Origin of the sequence: Streptomyces sp. NPDC006743 (assembly GCF_040703815.1) — a bacterium.
Lineage (GTDB): Bacteria > Actinomycetota > Actinomycetes > Streptomycetales > Streptomycetaceae > Streptomyces.
On sequence record NZ_JBEYJA010000035.1, the window covers coordinates 58,241 to 73,817 of the forward strand.

Annotated in this window: 8 protein-coding genes and 1 pseudogene; 5 read left to right on the plus strand and 4 right to left on the minus strand. The window is 74.6% G+C overall.

The window, feature by feature from the left end; all coding sequences use genetic code 11:
- The 4 genes and pseudogenes from ABZ719_RS25400 to ABZ719_RS25415 all read right to left on the minus strand — a co-directional run.
- Positions 1–295: pseudogene (locus ABZ719_RS25400) on the minus strand (hypothetical protein); the annotation flags it as partial.
- A gap of 300 nt (positions 296–595) precedes the next feature.
- Positions 596–1,711 (minus strand): peptide chain release factor 2, encoded by a 1,116-nt coding sequence (prfB, locus tag ABZ719_RS25405; protein WP_366727479.1) that lies wholly within the window; start codon positions 1,709–1,711, stop codon positions 596–598.
- A gap of 113 nt (positions 1,712–1,824) precedes the next feature.
- Positions 1,825–3,069, minus strand: a complete 1,245-nt coding sequence (locus ABZ719_RS25410; RefSeq protein ID WP_366727480.1) for a serine/threonine-protein kinase — start codon at positions 3,067–3,069, stop codon at positions 1,825–1,827.
- A gap of 162 nt (positions 3,070–3,231) precedes the next feature.
- Positions 3,232–4,986, minus strand: a complete 1,755-nt coding sequence (locus ABZ719_RS25415; RefSeq protein WP_366727481.1) for a serine/threonine-protein kinase — start codon at positions 4,984–4,986, stop codon at positions 3,232–3,234.
- 416 nt (positions 4,987–5,402) lie between these two features.
- Here ABZ719_RS25415 and ABZ719_RS25420 point away from each other — a divergent pair, with 416 nt between their 5' ends.
- The 5 genes from ABZ719_RS25420 (at position 5,403) to ABZ719_RS25440 (ending at position 15,525) form a co-directional block, all read left to right on the plus strand.
- Positions 5,403–9,077, plus strand: a complete 3,675-nt coding sequence (locus tag ABZ719_RS25420; protein ID WP_366727497.1) for an FHA domain-containing protein — start codon at positions 5,403–5,405, stop codon at positions 9,075–9,077.
- Positions 9,078–9,279: 202 nt separating this feature from the next.
- Positions 9,280–10,734 (plus strand): ABC transporter substrate-binding protein, encoded by a 1,455-nt coding sequence (locus ABZ719_RS25425; RefSeq protein WP_366727482.1) that lies wholly within the window; start codon positions 9,280–9,282, stop codon positions 10,732–10,734.
- A 79-nt stretch (positions 10,735–10,813) separates the two neighbouring features.
- Positions 10,814–12,094, plus strand: a complete 1,281-nt coding sequence (locus ABZ719_RS25430; RefSeq protein ID WP_366727498.1) for a sugar ABC transporter permease — start codon at positions 10,814–10,816, stop codon at positions 12,092–12,094.
- Complete coding sequence (locus ABZ719_RS25435) at positions 12,091–13,002, plus strand: carbohydrate ABC transporter permease (RefSeq protein ID WP_366727483.1); 912 nt, start codon at positions 12,091–12,093, stop codon at positions 13,000–13,002. Before ABZ719_RS25430 ends, ABZ719_RS25435 begins: the two co-directional genes overlap by 4 nt.
- Positions 13,003–13,176: 174 nt before the next feature.
- On the plus strand, positions 13,177–15,525 hold the full coding sequence (locus ABZ719_RS25440; RefSeq protein WP_366727484.1) for a bifunctional glycosyltransferase family 2 protein/CDP-glycerol:glycerophosphate glycerophosphotransferase: 2,349 nt from the start codon (positions 13,177–13,179) through the stop codon (positions 15,523–15,525).
- The last annotated feature ends 52 nt before the right edge of the window (positions 15,526–15,577 follow it).

The following is a 15,577-nucleotide window of genomic DNA, read 5'->3' on the forward strand; positions in this document are numbered from 1 at the left end:
CACCGTTGTCGCCCGAGCCACCGTTGTCGCCCGAGCCACCGTTGTCGCCCGAGCCACCGTTGTCACCGGAGCCACCGTTGTCGCCCGAGCCACCGTTGTTGCCCTCGCCGCAGCTAGGGTCGACGACGATGTCGCAGGGGTCGCCGTCGCCCGCCTTCAGGCCGAGGCTGACCGGACCGACCTGCACGTTCGCGTCCAGCGCGGAAGCCGCGCCCGCGGCGGTCAGCGAGGCGCCCGCGGCGATCACGGCGCCCGCGGCTATGCGCGCGACCCGGACCCGCGTCTTCTTCGTCATATGTTCGCTACCCCCAGTAGCCGATCGTCAATGAGGCCGCGCTCGGGGCAGTGATCGACGGAGACAGCTGAAAGATGAAGCCCCCCGGTTCACATGCGCCCCGTTGGATACGCATGCCGCGCCTCACCCTTCCCATATTTCAAAGCAACGTCAAGGCCGTTGCGACCGCGATGTCCGGGTACGCGCTCTTTGCCGGACGAAGAGCGATGTGAGTGTGACGCAAAACCCAGACATCGGCTACGGAAAAGGCAACTGCCGCCCCGAGGGCAGCAGTTGCCTTGTCGACAAAGCGTCCGTTTTTTACTTGCTCTGCTGTTCCTGCTGCTTGCGCCAGCGAATTCCGGCCTCCAGGAACCCGTCGATCTCGCCGTTGAACACGGCCTCGGGGTTACCGACCTCGAACTCGGTGCGCAGGTCCTTCACCATCTGGTACGGGTGCAGGACGTACGAACGCATCTGGTTGCCCCAGGAGTTGCCGCCGTCGCCCTTGAGGGCGTCCATCTTGGCCTGCTCCTCCTGGCGGCGCCGCTCCAGCAGCTTGGCCTGGAGGACGTTCATCGCCGTGGCCTTGTTCTGGATCTGCGAGCGCTCGTTCTGGCAGGAGACGACGATGCCGGTGGGCAGGTGGGTGATGCGGACCGCGGAGTCGGTCGTGTTCACGCCCTGGCCGCCGGGGCCGGAGGACCGGTAGACGTCGATGCGCAGTTCGCTCTCGTCGATCTCGACGTGGTCGGACTGCTCGACGACGGGGAGGATCTCCACGCCGGCGAAGGAGGTCTGCCGGCGCCCCTGGTTGTCGAAGGGCGAGATGCGCACGAGCCGGTGCGTGCCCTGCTCCACCGAGAGCGTGCCGTAGGCGTAGGGCACCTGGACGGCGAAGGTGGTCGACTTGATGCCGGCCTCTTCGGCGTACGACGTCTCGTAGACCTCGGTCTTGTAGCCGTGCTGCTCGGCCCAGCGCAGGTACATGCGCTGGAGCCGCTCGGCGAAGTCGGCGGCGTCCACGCCACCGGCCTCGGCACGGATGTTGACGAGGGCCTCCCGCGAGTCGTACTCGCCGGACAGGAGCGTACGGACCTCCATCTCGTCCAGCGCCTTGCGCACCGAGGTCAGCTCGGACTCGGCCTCGGCACGGGTGTCCGGGTCGTCCTCCTCCTCGGCCATCTCGAAGAGCACGGCGAGATCGTCGATCCGGCCGCGCAGCGCCTCGGCCTTCCGCACCTCCGCCTGGAGGTGGGAGAGCCGGCTGGTGATCTTCTGCGCCTCGTCCGGGTTGTCCCACAGGGACGGCGCGGCCGCCTGCTCCTCGAGCACGGCGATGTCTGCCCTCATCCTGTCGAGGTCCAGAACGGCCTCGATCGACTCCATGGTCGAGGAGAGGGACTTCAGCTCTTCGGATACATCGACGACTGCCACGCCTCCAGCGTAACGGCTCCGTCAGGCGGCCAGCGCCGGACGGGAGCATCGGACGGGCGGCGCCGGGCGCGGGGCCCGGCCGCCGGACCCGTGCCGCGGGGCCGGCTCGCGGGTCAGGGTGAGGAGGGGGCCGAGTGCTTCGGGTCCTGGGCGGGGGCCGTGCCCTCGTCGCCCGAGGACGCCCACCAGGCACCCGCGCCCACCGCGGCGACGAGCACCAGCCCGGCCACGCTCAGCGTGATCCGGCGGCGGCGGGCCGCGGTGCGGTGCCGGGCCGAGCCGGGCCGGGGGGCGCCGGGCGTGCGGGGCGCGCGGGCCGTGCCGAGGGCGCCGCCGGCCAGCTCGTCCGGCGCGGGCACCCGCATCGAGGTGTGGGTGTCCCGGTTGGAGTCCGGCTGCGCGCCGGGCACCAGCGGGACCGCGCCCCGGCGGCGGGACCGGTCGGCCGCCGGTGCCGCGGCCTCCTCGGGGGCCTCCTCGCCGTTCTCCCGGGCCGCGTCCGTGTCCGGTTCGTCCACGTCCAGGGGCGGCATGCCCGCCAGCATCGGCAGCAGTTCGCGCAGCCGTGCCGCCAGCTCGGACGCCCGCAGCCGGGACGCCGGTCCCTTCGCCAGGCACTGCACGATCAGCTGCCACAGCTCGTCGGGGATGCCGGGCAGCGGGACGACGCTCTCGGTGACGTGGCGGCGCAGGACCGCGCCCGGGTGGCCGCCGCCGAACGGGGTGAAGCCGGCCAGCAGCTCGTAGAGCACCGTCGCCAGGGCGTAGATGTCCACCGCCGCTCGCGGGGGCAGCCCCTCCACGATCTCCGGCGCGAGGTAGTCCGGGGTACCGATGATCTTGGTCGCGCGGGTGCGCTTGGGCGAGTCGATGAGCTTGGCCACACCGAAGTCGGTGAGCAGCGCGGGGTGGGCGCCGCCGGGGCCGAGGGCGCCCTGCATGTCGAGCAGGATGTTCTCCGGCTTGACGTCGCGGTGCACCACCCCGGCGGCGTGCGCCGCGGCCAGCCCGTCCGCCACGTCGGCCACGATCGCGACGGCGGCCTCGGGGGAGAGCCGGCGCTCGCGCTCCAGGCGGGTGCGCAGGTCGGTGCCGCGGACCAGGTCCATGACGAGGGCGAGGTCGTTGCCGTCGACCACCAGGTCGCGTACGGAGACCACGTGCGGATGCTCCAGGCCCAGCAGGGCCGTCCGCTCCTGCACGAAGCGGCCCACCAGCTCCTGGTCGGACGCGAGGTCCTCGCGCAGCAGCTTGATGGCGACGGGCCCCTCCGGTCCCTCGCCCAGCCACACCGTGCCGGCGCTACCCCGCCCCAGGATCTGGTTCGCGGTGTACCGGCTGCCGATCTTCCGTGCCAAGACTGCTCCTACAGACGCGTGTTGCCGACAAAACTACGCGTCCGACGAGGCGACCTTCACCGCGGAGACGGAAATCACCCGCCAGGTGTCGACAAATATCCAAACCCGCGAGGGCGTGACCGGACAGGCGGACGCCCCCCCCAGGGGGCGGGCGTCCGCGGGTCAGCCGCCGACCTTCTTGACCCAGCCGGCCGCCTGGTCGAACCAGTGGGTCAGCTGGGACCAGTAGCCCCGGCCGGTGCCGATCCAGTCCTGCAACGGGCTCAGCTCCCACACCAGCCAGCCCGCGACGAACAGGATGACGATCGTGAACAGGCAGCCCTTCAGACAGCCGAGCCCGGGGATCTTCATCGGGTTCGCGCCGCGCTGCCGCGGCGGCCTCGGCTCGCGCGCCGGGCGCTGCGGCTCGGCGACGGGCGGCGGCGCGTAGCGCTGGGGCTCGGGCCGCTGCGGCGCCGGGGCGTACTGCTGCGGCTGGGGCTGCGGGGTCGCGTACCGGGGCTGCTGCGGCTGCTGCTGGGGGTAGCCGTAGCCGGGCTGCGGCTGCTGCGGGCGGCCCTGCCGGGGCTGCTGCTGGGGCCGGGCGACCTGCCGCTGGGGGCGGCGGCGCAGCGGGTCCTCGGCCGGGTCGAGGTACTGGACCTGCGTCTGCTCGTTGCGGTCGCGGGCCGCGCGCAGCTGGGACTGCCAGGGGTGCGGCTGGTCCGGGTCCTGCCCGGGCGGCACGGGCGGCATCACGCTCGTGGGGCCGGCCGCGCCGTGGGGCATCACGGTGGTCGGGTCGGCGGCGCCGTGGGGCATCACGGTGGTCGGGTCGGCGGCGCCGTGGGGCATCACGGTGGTCGGGTCGGCGGCGCCCGGCGGGCCGCCCGGCCCCTGCGGGGCGCCGGTGTGCGGCAGGACGCTGGTCGCGCCGTTCGGGTCGTACGCCGGTGTGCCGTGCGGCAGCACCTGCGTGGGGTCGGCGGCGCCGGGCACGCCGTCCGGGGCGGGCACGGGCGCGGGCGCCGGATCGGGGGCCAGCAGCGCGCCGACGCCCTCGGCGGCGGCGATCTGCGCGGCGTTCGCGTGCACGCCGACGCCCTCGGCGACCACCCGCAGGGCGCGCGCCAGGTTCTCCGCGCTCGGCCGCTCGTCCGGGTTCTTGCGCAGGCAGCGCTCGATCACCGTCCACAGCGGGTCGGGGACCGTGGAGGGGCGGCGCGGTTCGGCGCTCAGGTGCTGGTGCAGGACCTCCAGGGCGGAGCCGCCGGAGAACGGCGGACGCCCGGTGACCAGCTCGTACAGCAGGATGCCGGCGCCGTAGATGTCGACGGCGGAGGTCTGCGGGCGGCCCTCGGCGGACTCGGGCGCCACGTAGGCGGGCGTGCCGACGAACTCGTGGGTACGGGTCAGACCGGGCGAGTCGGCCAGCCGGGCGATGCCGAAGTCGGTCAGCATCGGGTGCATCTGCCCGTCGTCCTGCTTCAGCAGCACGTTGGCCGGTTTCAGGTCGCGGTGGACCACCCCGTCGGCGTGGCTCGCGGCGAGCGCGTCGGCGATCTGCGCGGTGAGCAGTGCCGCGGCGACCGGGGTGAGCGGGCCGTTCTCGCGCAGGTAGCGGTGCAGGTCGGGGCCGTCGACGAGGTCCATGACCAGCGCCAGCAGGTCACCCTCGACGACCAGGTCGCGCACCCGGACGATGTTCGGATGGGTGAGGCGGAGCAGGACGGACCGCTCCCGCAGGAACCGCATCACGACGTCCGCGTCGTTCGCCAGCTCCTCCTTGAGCACCTTGATCGCGACGGTCTCGCCGGGCTGGCCGGGCACGGCCGCCTCGGCTCCGGCCCGCTGGTGCTGGCGGGCTCGCCAGACGGTCCCGGTGGCACCGCGTCCGAGCGGTTCCTCCAGGAGGTATTTGCTGCCTACCGGCCGCACGTCATGCGCTCCCTGTCGCTCGCCTACGTTCCGACACACTGTAGTGCCGACCCGCCCGGCACCGGCCGGCCGAAGTCTCCCCTCCCCCGGGGACCGCCTTCCCGGGCCGGGCCACGTCTCCGTTCGAAGGGAAGACGCTCGATCCGGACCGACAGGTTGCCGGAACCGGACGTGACCGATCTCAACCGGTCATCCGCGCAGCGCGGGCCAGGCACTTTTGGGGGCAGAGCCGACCATTCAAGATCACTTGCCGGTGGGTGGCGGGCACGGTGTCGGTGGCAGGTGCGAGGATGCCTGCTAGTACTGGCCGACGTGCCCGTGCGGCGGTGGGGGGAATGTCCGCGGTTGGGGGGCCGCGGAGCGGCATCGTCCCCTCCGGTTCGCGGGCGCCCGCGCAGAAGGGACCGCTGACGGCGATGCAGATCCGGCTGACCGTCGTAGACCCGCTGGGCCCGCCCTCCCCCACGGCCCGGGGCCGCGCCGCGAGCCGTGACGTACTGGTCACGGCGCCCGCGGGGACGGCCCTCGCCGCGGTGGCCTCCGCCCTCGCCGCCGCGGTCGCCGGGGAGACCGGGGCCGCCGAGCGGGCCGGCCGGGAGCGCGGTGCCGGGGCCGCCGGCCGGGAGCCCGGCGCCGGCCCGGTGGTGCTGTACGCGGGCGCGGAGCGGCTGGACGCCCAGCGCTGCACGCTCGGCGAGCCCCCGCTGCTGGACGGCGCGGTGCTGTCCCTGGGCGCCCCCGCCCAGCCCGAGGCGCACCCCGAGCTGGACGAGGCCCCGGCCCAGCTGCACGTGATCGCGGGCCCGGACGCGGGCGGTGTCCACCTGCTGCACGGCGGGCAGATCACGGTCGGCCGTTCCGCCGACGCCGACGTCCCGCTCGACGACCCCGACGTCTCCCGCGTGCACTGCGCGGTGACCGTGGCCCCCGACGGCCGGGTCTCGGTCGCCGACCTCGGCTCCACCAACGGCACGGCGCTGGACGACCGGCCCGTGGACCGCCCGGTTGGCCTCGCCCCGGGCGCGCTGCTGCGCATCGGCGAGTCCGTGCTGCGCCTGACCCCGTCCGCGGGCCCGGCGGCCCGCAGGGAGACGGCCCCGGACGGCGAGGGCCACGCCCGGGTCGCGGGCCCCGCCCCCACGGACGCGCCGACCGGCGGTCACCACCCGGGAACGGGCTCCTGGGGCCGTACGGAAGCGGAAGCCCTCCGCCGCCCGGGCGCGGAGGCGGAAGCCCCCCGGGACGCGGGACCGGGCGCCGCTGCGGGCTCCGTTCCGGGCGCGGCGACCGTGGCGGGGACCGGCACCGCCGGCTGGTCCCCCGGACAGGCCCCGGGCGCGGCGGCCCCGCGCACCTGGGAGCGCGGACCGGTCGACGCCCCCGCCGTACCCGCGCAGGGCCGCGCACCACGGATCGAGAGCCGGGGCGGTGACACCCACGCGGGCCGGGGCGGGGTCGCCGGGTACCCCGGTGCCGCCCCGGGCCCGGACGGCTCCTTCGACGGCGGCGGGCGCAAGGGCACGCCCGTGCGGGGGACCGACGTGCCCCAGGGGCTGCGCAGGCGCGGCGGGCTCGGCGCGTGGGCGCGGCGGCTGGCCGGCGGGCGCGGTGAGGCCGCGGCCCGTGGCGAGGCGTACGACGACCCGGCGGCGAACACACCGGACGGGACCGCGCCCGGCCCCTGGGCGACGCCCCGGTCGCCGGAGACCTGGCCGGACCCGGCGGCGCTGCTGCTGACCGCGCTGGGCCCCGGCCCCCGGTTGTGGGAGCGCGGCCCGGGACACTCCGAGGCGCTGACGGTGCGCCTGGGCACCGCCGACCGCCCCGCGCCCGACGGCTCCGGACGGCTGCTGCCCGCGGTCCCGGTGACGGCGGACCTGCGCGAGGTGGGGGCGCTGGGCCTGGCCGGGCCGCGCGCCCGCCTGGCCGGGCTGGCCCGCGCGGTGCTGGCCCAGCTCGCCGCGCTGCACTCCCCCGACGTCCTGGAGATCGTGCTGCTCAGCACGGACCGCGCCCGTCCGGCACAGGAGCGGACGGCGGAGTGGTCCTGGCTCGGCTGGCTCCCCCATCTGCGGCCGGGCCACGGCCAGGACTGCCGGCTGCTCCTGGCCTACGACCGCGAGCAGGCCGCGGCCCGCACCGACGAACTCCTGCGCCGCCTGGAGGACCACCTGGCGGACAGCCGTACCCCGGCGCCCGCGGCGATCCGGGCGGACCACCCCGAAGGCGGCGCACCGGACGCCGGCGGGGACGGGCCGGCCGCGCCGTACCCCGCCGAGGCCGGCCCCGCACCGGCCCCCGCGGCCGCCCACCGCCCCTCCTGGGCGCGGGAGGAGACGGCGTCCGGTCCGGCCGGCGGCTTCGCGGGTCCGTACACCGTGGTCGTCGTGGACGGCGACCCCGGTGGTGCCGCCGTGCGCGACGCGGTGGCCCGGCTGGCCCAGGAGGGCCCCCGCGCGGGGATCCACGTGATCTGCCTCGCGGAGGCGGCCGCCGCCGCGCCCGCGGTGCCGCAGCCGCACCGCGGCACGTACGAGAGGCCGTACGAGGAGCCCTACGAGGCCTCGCACGCCGAGCAGCCGCACCACGGGGTGCACGGAGAGCCGTCCCGAGGGGCCTACGAAGAGGCGTACGAGGCGGCGTGCGCGGCCTCGCCGGTGTTCCGGGAGTGCGGAGCCGTCGCGCTGCTCGGCGGTGACGTGGCGACCGCGCTGCGGCTGATGCGCGTCGCCCGCTCCGGCGGCCGGGCGCGGCGGCCCGTGGCCCCGGGCACCGTGGCCGTCGTCGACGCCGTGTCCCCGGCGTGGGCCGAGCGGTTCGCGCGGGCGCTGGCGCCGCTGCGGTCGGCGGAGACAGCGGCCGGGAACCGGCCGGCGCGGGTGTCGGCGCCGCTGCCGCTGTCGGCGCGGCTGCTGGACGAACTGGGGCTGGCCCGCGCCACCCCGGCCTCGTTGCAGGCCCGCTGGGCGGACGCGGCCGACGACGCCTCGGCCCTCGGCGGCCGGGCCTGGGCGATACTCGGGGCCGGTCCGCGCGGACCGGTCTGCGCCGACCTCGTGGCCGACGGGCCGCACCTGCTGGTCGAGGGGCCGGCGGGCAGCGGCCGTACGGAGCTGCTGCGTTCGGTGGTGGCGTCGCTGGCCGCCGCCGAGCGCCCGGACCGTCTGGGCATCGTGCTCGTGGACGGCCGGGACGGCACCGGCACCGCCGGCGGGCCCGGGGAGGGCCTGCGGGTGTGTACGGACGTACCGCACGTGACGACGCACCTCACCGCCAACGACCCGGTGCGGATGCGGGAGTTCGCGCAGTCGCTGAGCGCCGAGCTGAAGCGGCGGGCCGAGCTGCTGGGGCTGGCGGACTTCGCCGAGTGGCACGGGCGGCGGGGGCTGTCCGGCCGGATCGTCGCCCAGCGCTCCGGGCCGCCGGGCACGGGCGGCGGGCCGGCGGCGGGAGCGGGCGCGGACGATCTCGACACCCCGCCCAGCTCCACCCTGCGGCTGCGGCCCGCGGCGGCGCGGGCCCGGACCGAGGCGGCACCCCCGCTGCCCCGGCTCGTCGTGGTCGTGGACGACCTGGACGCCCTGGTCTGTCCGGCGCTGGGCTCGCCCGGCCGGCCCGCCGCCGGGTCCGTGATACGCGCGCTGGAGGCGGTGGCCCGGGACGGCGAGCGGCTCGGCGTCCACCTGGTGGCGGCCACCGCCCCGGGCGGCCGTACGGCGCAGACGGAACCGGTCCGCCGGGCCGCGCTGCGCGTCGAACTCGACCCGCCGGAGTCCGGCCCCGGGGCGGCCGGGCCGCTGGAGCTCCCGGGCGGGACCGGCGGCCGGCCGGCGCCGGGCCGGGGCCGGCTGACCGCCGCCGACGGCCGGGTGACGCCGTTCCAGGGCGGCCGGGTCACGGGCCGCATCCCGCGGACGGCGACCCAGCGCCCCACGGTGGTGCCGCTGGAGTGGCAGCGCATGGGCGACCCGCCCACCCGCCGTCCGGTGCGCGAGCTGGGCAACGGCCCGACGGATCTGGCCCTGCTGGCGAGCGCGTTGGAGCGGGCGGCGCGGGAGGTGGCCGCGGCCCGGGTGCCGTCCCTGATCTGAGGGCCGCTCCGGTGCGGTGCGGTGCCGCGCCCAGCCGTGTGCGGCCCGCACCAGGACCGTCGCCCTGACGCACCGTCACGACCTCATCACGATCACGAGGTCGGGGCGGTGGGCGCTCTTGCCGACATCCGGGCCCCGGCGTAGGACAGTGCAGCACGGGACAGCGCTCGGACGTTCGACGAGTACGAAGAACGGGGCAGTGATGCACAGCAGGCGCAGCACCATCCGGACAGACAGGCCCATCAGCCCGGCGGGAACCGGCAGACCCGCGCGGTTCGCCGGGGGCGGCCGTGCGGCCAGGGCGGCGGCGGTCCTCGCCGTCGGAGCACTGGCTCTCTCCCTGACCGCGTGCGGCGGTTCCGACGACGACAAGAAGGCCGGCGGCCCGAGCAGCAGTGCGGCCGGCGGGGACGCGGTCGGCGGCCCGGCCGTCACCCTGCCCCGACTGGACGGCGCGTCCCTGGAGGTCGCCGCCGTCTGGACGGGTGCCGAGCAGGCCAACTTCAAGAAGGTCCTCGCGGAGTTCACCAGGCGCACCGGCGCCAAGGTCACCTTCGTCCCCGCGCAGGACCCGATCATCAACTTCCTCGGTTCGAAGATCGCGGGCGGCCAGCCGCCGGACGTGGCGCTGCTCCCGCAGCCGGGCGCCATCAAGCAGGCGGTGGACAAGAAGTGGGCCAAGCCGCTCGGCCCCGAGGCGCAGGCGCAGCTCGCCAAGAACTACTCGCAGGGCTGGCAGGACATCGGCAAGGTCGGCGGCAAGCAGTACGGCGCCTACTACAAGGCCGCCAACAAGTCGCTGATCTGGTACAACGCCAAGGTCCTGGAGGGCGCGGGAGCGAGCGAGCCCAAGACCTGGAAGGACCTGCTGACCACCGCGCAGGCGGTCTACGACTCCGGGGTCACGCCGTTCTCGGTCGGCGGCGCCGACGGCTGGACGCTCACCGACTGGTTCGAGAACGTCTACCTGTCCCAGGCGGGCCCTCAGAAGTACGACCAGCTCGCCCAGCACAAGATCAAGTGGACGGACCCGTCCGTCGGGCAGGCGCTCACCACGCTCGCGCAGATCTGGTCCAAGAAGGACTACATCGCGGGTGGCCAGAGCGGCGCGCTCCAGGTGGAGTTCCCGGCCTCCGTCACGCAGACCTTCACCGGCGGCGACCAGCCGAAGGCCGCCATGGTCTACGAGGGCGACTTCGCGCAGGTCAACATCGGTGAGACCAAGGCGAAGGTGGGCACCGACGCGAAGGTGTTCCCGTTCCCGGCCGTGGGCGCGAGTGCGCCGGTGGTCTCCGGCGGCGACGCGGCGGTGATCCTCAAGGACTCCAAGGCGGCGCAGGCGCTGGTGACGTTCCTGGCCTCGCCGGACGCGGCGACCATCCAGGCGAAGCTCGGCGGCTACCTGTCGCCGAACAAGAACGTCCCGGAGTCGGCGTACCCGAACGAGGTGCAGCGCAAGATCGCCAAGGCGCTGATCGAGTCCGGCGACAACTTCCGCTTCGACATGTCCGACCAGGCCCCGCAGGCGTTCGGCGGCACCCCCGGCAAGGGCGAGTGGAAGGACCTCCAGGACTTCCTGAAGAACCCCTCGGACGTCGCGGGCACCCAGGCGAAGCTGGAGAAGGACGCCGCGGCGGCCTACGGCGGCGGAAGCTGACCCGGCGATGACGTCGGCAGCCGCGGAGGGTGCCGCCGCACGGACGGCGCCGCCCTCCGCCCCTTCCCCGCGCAAGAGCGTGACCGGCACCCGCAGGACCGTGGCGGTCCTCTTCCTGCTGCCCGCCCTGGTGCTGCTCGGCGCGCTCGTGGTCTACCCGATCGGGTACTCGCTCGTCCGCAGCTTCTACGACTCCTCCGGCCACGGCTTCACGGGGTTCGACAACTACAAGGCCCTGTTCACCGACGACGGCATCCGCACCGCGCTGAAGAACAACGTCATCTGGGTGGTGGTCGCGCCCGCGGTCGCCACCGCGCTCGGCCTGATCTTCGCGGTGCTGACCGAGCGGGTGCGCTGGGGCACGGCGTTCAAGCTGGTCGTCTTCATGCCGATGGCGATCTCGATGCTGGCGGCCGGCATCATCTTCCGGCTGGTGTACGACCAGGACCCGGACAAGGGCGTCGCCAACGCGGTGTGGGTCGGCGTCCACGACACGTTCGCGCAGTCGTCGGCGTTCCCGAAGGCCCACCCGGGCCGCGACTCGCCGCTGAAGCCCGACCACGGGGGCTTCGTGACCACGAGCCCGGTGCACACGGGCCGGCCGGTGGCGCTGCCGCTGGTCGGCGTCGCCCCCGACCAGATGCCGGACGGTGCGAAGAAGGCCGCCCCGGCACCGGCCGAGCCGGGGAAGGTCACCGGCACCACCTGGCAGGACTTCACACGCGGCAAGGGCGTCGGCCGGCTCGGCGCGGTGGACCCGTCCGAGCTGGGCTATGCCGGGATGCGGATCGAGGCGGTCAAGGACGGCAAGGTGGTGGCCGGCACGAAGGCCGCCTCCGACGGCACGTTCACGCTGCCCGCGGAGGCCGACGGGGCGCTGCTGCGGCTGCCCGCCGGCAACTTCGCGGAACCGTACAACGGCATCGACTGGCTCGGGCCCGCCCTGGTCACCCCGGCCATCATCGGCGCGTACGTGTGGATGTGGGCCGGGTTCGCGATGGTGCTGATCGCGGCGGGGCTCGCGGGCGTGCCGCGGGAACTGCTGGAGGCGGCCCGCGTGGACGGGGCGAGCGAGTGGCAGGTGTTCCGCCGGATCACCGTGCCGCTGCTCGCCCCGGTGCTCGCGGTCGTCGCGGTCACCCTGATGATCAACGTGCTGAAGATCTTCGACCTGGTCTTCATCATCGCCCCCGGCTCCTCGCAGGACGACGCCAACGTGCTCGCCCTGGAGCTGTACCGCAAGGGCTTCTCGGAGGGCCGCCCGGGCGTGGCCAGCGCGATCTCGGTGTTCCTCCTGCTGCTGGTGATCCCGGTGATGGTGTTCAACATGAGGCGGCTGCGGCGGGAGGTGCGGCGATGACGACCGAGGCCGTCACGAAGACGCGGGCGGTGCCCGCCGCGCGGCCCGCCGGGGCCCGGCAGCCGCTCGGCTCCCGGCTCGCGGAGATCGCCGGCGGGGGCCTGGTCCGGGTGTTCCTGATCCTGGTGGGCCTGTTCTGGCTGGTGCCGACGATCGGCCTGCTGCTGTCGTCGCTGCGCTCACCGCAGGACATGAGCACCGGCGGCTGGTGGACGGTGTTCACCAAGCCCTCGCAGCTCACCTTCGACAGCTACCAGAAGCTGCTGGAGAACAGCGACATCACCAACTCGCTGCTGAACACCGTCCTGATCACGGTCCCCGCGACGGTGCTCGTCGTGGTGGTCGGTTCGCTGGCGGCCTACGCGTTCGCGTGGATGGAGTTCCCGGGCCGCGACTGGTGGTTCCTGGCCGTGGTCGGCCTGCTGGTCGTGCCCGTGCAGGTGGCACTCATCCCCATCGCCGAACTGTTCGGCAGGATCGGCCTGTTCGGCACCATCTTCGGGGTGATCCTGTTCCACACCGGCTACGGCCTGCCGTTCGCGGTGTTCCTGCTGCGGAACTTCTTCGCGGAGATCCCGCGCGAGCTGCTGGAGGCCGCCCGTCTCGACGGCGCCGGTGAACTGCGCCTGTTCGCACGGGTGGTGATGCCGCTGGGCGGACCCGCCATCGCGAGCCTGGGCATCTTCCAGTTCCTGTGGGTGTGGAACGACATGCTGGTCGCGCTGGTGTTCACCAAGTCCGGCACCCAGCCGATCACGGTGGCCCTGCAGACCCAGGTACGGCAGTTCGGCAACAACGTCGACGTCCTGGCGCCGGGCGCGTTCATCTCGATGGTGATCCCGCTGGCCGTGTTCTTCGCCTTCCAGCGGCAGTTCGTCTCCGGCGTGATGGCGGGCGCCGTCAAATAGCCGCCGGCCCGCCGCGGGCCACGCACCCCCCGGGGGGGGCGGACCGACACCGGTCCGCCCCCTTCCGTTCACTCACGATCCCCCATATGCCGTAGCGAACCGTAACCAATTCACCCCATCGGCCGTTTCCGGGCACGGCAGCACCGACCGCCCGCGCGACCCTTGGATGCCCCGTTGCCCAGGTTCAGTGTCATCGTCCCCGTGTACCGCGTTCAGGCGTATCTGCACGAGTGCCTGGAGTCGGTGCTCACCCAGTCCTTCATGGACCTCGAACTGGTGGCCGTCGACGACTGCTCACCGGACGCCTGCGGGGAGATCATCGACGAGTTCGCGGCCCGCGACCCGCGCGTGCGCGCCGTCCACCTGAGCGAGAACCGGGGTCTGGGCGCCGCCCGCAACGCCGGGATGGCGCAGGCCAGTGGCGAGTACCTGCTCTTCCTGGACAGCGACGACACCCTCACCCCGGACGCGCTGTGGGCGATCGCCGCCCGGCTGAAGGAGACCGGCGACCCGGACCTCCTGGTCTACGGCTTCGCCCGCACCGACTGGACCGGCCGGGCCGTCCGCGACGACGTCACCGGCCCACTGCGCCAGGACGGCCCGGCCCCCTTCCGGCTGGCCGACCGCCCCGGGCTGCTCAGGGTGCTGATGGTGGCCTGGAACAAGGCCTACCGCCGGGACTTCGTGCGGCGCGAGGGCCTCGCCTTCCCGGACGGCTACTACGAGGACACGCCCTGGACGTACCCGGCGCTGCTGGCGGCCGGATCGATCGCCACCCTGGACCGGGTGTGCGTGCACTACCGGCAGCGCCGGCGGGGCAGCATCCTGGGCACCACCAGCCGCCGGCACTTCGACGTCTTCGCGCAGTACGACCGGGTGTTCGCGTTCCTGGACCGGCGGCCCGAACTGGCCTGCTGGCGTCCGGTGCTGTTCCGCCGCATGATCGACCACTTCACCACCGTCTTCACCCGCCCCGGCCGGCTGCCGCGCGGCTGCCGCGCCGAGTTCCTGCGCCGGGCCCGCACGTACTACCGCCGCTACCGCTGCCCGGGCGCCCGGCCGGGTCCGCGCCCCCGGCTGCGGCACGCCCTGGTCCGGCTCGGCCTGCACCGCACGTTCCGCCTGCTGCGGCTGGCGATGACCCTGCGCCGCCGGGCCGCCAAGACCGTACTCACCGCGCTGCTGGCGCTGCGGGCCGTCCTGCTCCGGGTGCACTACCGGATCCAGCTGTGCCTGCCGCTGCGCGAGGACCGGGCGGTGTTCGCCGCGTACTGGGGGCGCGGGCACGGCTGCAACCCGGGCGCGCTGGAGGCGGCGTTCCGTGAGTTCGCGCCGCACATCCGCACGGCGTGGGCCGCCCGCCCGGGCCACCACGGCACCCTTCCCCCCGGCACCCGTCCGCTGACCTGGGGCACGGCGGCCTACTGGACGGCGCTGGCCCGCTCCAAGTACCTGGTGAACAACGTCAACTTCGACCGCCGGCTGGTCAAGCGGCGCGGCCAGGTGTTCGTGCAGACCCAGCACGGCACGCCGCTCAAGCACATGGGCCTGGACCTCCAGGAGCGGCCCGCGGCGGCCCGCGGCATGGACTTCGCGCAACTGCTGCGGGGCGTCGACAAGTGGGACTACGTCCTGTCGGCCAACCGGCACACCACCCTGACCTGGGAACGCGTCTACCCCGGCCGCTACACCACGCTGGAGTACGGCTACCCGCGCAACGACGTCTTCCAGCGGGCGACCGAGCAGGACGTGGCGGCGCTGCGCGCGTCGCTGGGTGTCCCGGACGACGCGGTCGCGCTGCTGTACGCGCCGACCCACCGCGACTACCGCCGCACCCAGCGCCCCGCTCTGGACCTGGAGCGCCTCGCCCGGCGGCTCGGCCCCCGCTTCGTCGTCCTGGCCCGCGCCCACTACTTCCAGGACGGCCCGCTCACCCCCGCGCACGACGGTCCCGTTCCGGACGGCCCCGCCACGCACGCACCGGACGCACCGGGCCAGGGCGCTGCCGCGCCGGGCGGCCGGGTCATCGACGTCAGCGCGCACCCGAGCGTCGAGTCCCTGTGCCTGGCCTCCGACGTCCTGCTCACCGACTACTCGTCGATCATGTTCGACTATGCCGTCCTGAACCGCCCGATCGTCGTGTACGCCGACGACTGGGAGGCGTACGAGGCGGCCCGCGGTACCTACTTCGACGTCCGCGCCCACCCGCCCGGCGCCGTCGCCCGCACCCCGGACGAACTGGTCGGCATCCTCACCGGCGGCCACTGGCGCGGCTCCGGCCCCGCCCGGTCGCGGGCCGCCTTCCGCGAGCGGTTCTGCCCCCACGACGACGGGCGCGCCGCCGAACGGGTGGTGCGCCACGTGGTGCTCGGCCAGCGGGACGAGGCGTCCGGGCTGCCGCCCGTCGTGCCGCTCGCCGAGCGCCGCCCGGTGCCGTCGCGGGCCGCCACGGCCCAGGCCCCTTCCCGGCTGGCCACCGTGCCCCCGCCCGCGGGTCCGCAGAGCGTCACCGAGAAGCACTGACCGGCGAGAGCCCCCGACGAGAGTCCGCGGTCACCGGCCGCGACCCGAGTCA

Excerpts from the sequence above, each read along its gene's own strand:
- ABZ719_RS25420 (WP_366727497.1), top strand. The coding sequence starts at position 5,403 with ATGCAGATCCGGCTGACCGTCGTAGACCCGCTGGGCCCGCCCTCCCCC.
- ABZ719_RS25435 (WP_366727483.1), top strand. The coding sequence starts at position 12,091 with ATGACGACCGAGGCCGTCACGAAGACGCGGGCGGTGCCCGCCGCGCGG.
- ABZ719_RS25425 (WP_366727482.1), top strand. The coding sequence starts at position 9,280 with ATGCACAGCAGGCGCAGCACCATCCGGACAGACAGGCCCATCAGCCCG.